The sequence below is a fragment of the Streptomyces sp. NPDC002779 genome (assembly GCF_042888685.1).
GTDB lineage: Bacteria > Actinomycetota > Actinomycetes > Streptomycetales > Streptomycetaceae > Streptomyces.
The window spans coordinates 1-2,312 of sequence record NZ_JBIAQC010000071.1 but is presented as its reverse complement, the minus strand read 5'-3'; the positions used below and the strand labels follow the sequence as shown (position 1 = coordinate 2,312).

At 66.6% G+C, this 2,312-nt stretch carries 2 protein-coding genes and 1 pseudogene; 1 reads left to right on the top strand and 2 read right to left on the bottom strand.

Annotated elements, in window-relative coordinates; genetic code table 11:
• Both istA and ACFYW5_RS37860 read right to left on the bottom strand, forming a co-directional pair.
• Positions 1-1,359, bottom strand: a 1,359-nt coding sequence (istA, locus tag ACFYW5_RS37865; protein ID WP_389421680.1) for an IS21 family transposase, incomplete at its 3' end; no start/stop codon positions are given.
• A 346-nt stretch (positions 1,360-1,705) separates the two neighbouring features.
• Positions 1,706-1,930 (bottom strand): hypothetical protein, encoded by a 225-nt coding sequence (locus tag ACFYW5_RS37860; protein WP_389421679.1) that lies wholly within the window; start codon positions 1,928-1,930, stop codon positions 1,706-1,708.
• Positions 1,931-2,119: 189 nt separating this feature from the next.
• On the opposite strand from ACFYW5_RS37860, the pseudogene ACFYW5_RS37855 reads away from it, so the two are divergent.
• Positions 2,120-2,312: pseudogene (locus ACFYW5_RS37855) on the top strand (hypothetical protein); the annotation flags it as partial.

Genomic DNA, 2,312 nt, shown 5'->3' with positions numbered 1-2,312 from the left:
CCGGCCGGTGACCGCGGCGGTGCCCAGGGCCCGGTCGACCTCGGCCACCGAGTAGAGCTTCGACAGGGCGACGGCCTCGGCCATCTTCGCCTTGACGCGTCGGACCCCGGACGCCCCTGCTTCGACCAACCAGGATGCTGCCCCGGGACCGAGCTGGAGGAAGACAGCCTCTTCTGCTGAAGTGGGCTTCGGGGTGCGGTCGTTCTCCTTGTTCTCCCGCGGCGGGTAGTGGGCGTCGTCCAGGACCGGAGTGCCCGGCTGGCCGCGGCGGTGGCGGGCGGCCTCGCGGGCCGAGCCGTCCTCACCGACCGCGGTGACGATCAGCTCGTCGCCATGGAAGCGGGCCCAGACCCGGCTGTCGATCAGTTGGTGCGGAACGGAGTAGCGAACCCCTTCGACCGAGATCGTGGACTCCCAGTTCACCCTCCGGGTGGTGCCGAACGCGGCAGTGAACGGCCGTCTGGGCAGGGGGTGCAGCCGCTGTCGTTCCTCGGCGAGCCGTTCGGCGGGCTTGCGCCGGGTCGCCCGGTGGGTGCGGGAGTTGACCTCGTCGCAAAAGGCCCGGCAGGCCGCCTCCAGTTCGCCGAAGGTCTTGTAGTTTTCGCGCAGGTTGACGTCCTTGGGCACCAGGTCCGCCTTCGCGATGCGAACCGTCGCCTCGGAACCGCCCTTGGTCTCCGGGTCCGCCGGCAGACACGTGCGTATGGTCGTGCCGTAGTGCCGGGCGACCTCGACGATCTCCGGGTTGCGGACCGCGATCCCGGCAACGTGATCGTTGGTGACCGTCTTCTCGTTGTCCGTCAGGACGTAGGCCGGCACTCCGCCGATCCGGCGGAATGTCGCGTCCAGACACGAAGTGACCGTCGGCAGCGTCTTGTCCCAGATCGGGATCACGATCCGGAACCGGGACCAGGCCAGCCAGGCGCACCACAGGATGGTCTTGCGGCCGGCGATGGTCGGCCCGTCGCCGAAGTCGTACTGGATCCACAGCCCCGGCTCGGTCACCCACGGCCGATAGACCCGCCTCCGACCGGCCCTGAACTGGGCTTTCGCCTCGGCGACGGTGCGGCGGGTGGTGCGTTCCCCGCCGGTGAAGCCCATCGCGACGATCCTCTTGTGCACCACGTCTGCGCGGATCTTGCCCTGCGAACGAGCCACCAGTTCCTCGATCTTCGGCAGATAGTCGTCGATCGCCCGGGCCCGGTGACGGCGCTGGTCGGGATGCTGGCCAGCGGCCCGCATCTTCACATACCGGGCCACCGTGTGGTGGTCGACGCCGGTCAGCTCGGCCGCGGCGCGGTAACTGCCCGTGAGGTCGTACGCCTCAAGGATCTCCATGATCTCCCTGCTGTTCTTCACCCGCCCGAGCCTCGCCGAGCGGGATGCGTCCATAGCGAGCGGGGAGATATCTGGCCGTACGTGGGGAATCCCGTGGCCATCAGTGGGGCGGTAAGTGGCCACCTACGGGGAGCTTTTCATGGCCGCCGTCACGTCTGACCTCTGAGGCCGCTGGCGAGATGGCGGAAGTCGTCGGCAGCTCTGCCCCTTGATGCTGAGGGACGAGCGAGGCCTGAGCACCCGGCAGGCGCCACGCCCCTGTGTCGCAGTAGTTGTGGAAAAGCGAACAAGGTCGGCTGCGGGGCCTCCTGAAGTGGTGAACATTTGTTGCCCGTTCGCAGGTTCTGGCTCGCTTTCCGTGAACTGGTCACTGTGGGTCATGCGACGTAGCTGAAAGGCTGTGGTTCCGGTGCGCTTCTGTGGCGAGAAGGTCTCGCGCCGCGGAGGTGACCCGGTCGCAAATGTGCTGCTGGTCCGGAGGTTGATCGTTCGGCAGGTCGAGCGCTCTCGCCAGATCAACGATGTGTTGCAGCACGTCGGGGTAGTCGAGTTCGGCTGCAGCTTCTTCATAGATCAGCTTCGCTCCGTGCACGGGATCGAGTTGGCACGCCACGATCTGGCCGGCCCACCACTGGGCCGCGGTCCATCGCGCCTTAGGCAAGTCCCGCAAGTCCCGTGAGGGCTTTCGACGGCTCCCCCAGGGGTGGTACAGGACCTCGCGGCTACTCTGTAGACCTTCGTGCGGATGGCAATCTTTGGGGGCCCGGTGGGACGCAGCAGGATGCCTGTGAAGAACTCGGGCGCCAGCGAACTGTGTCTCTTCATCGAACCGTACGGCGAGGACTACTGGCTGGAGCCTGGAGAGGCTTTTACTGTCGGGCTGAGGTTCCCCCGAGATGCGGAGTGTGTTGACAGAGGGTCAGATGGTTCTCATGAGAGGAACATCGACCATGGCCGCCCCCAGAAAGTACTCG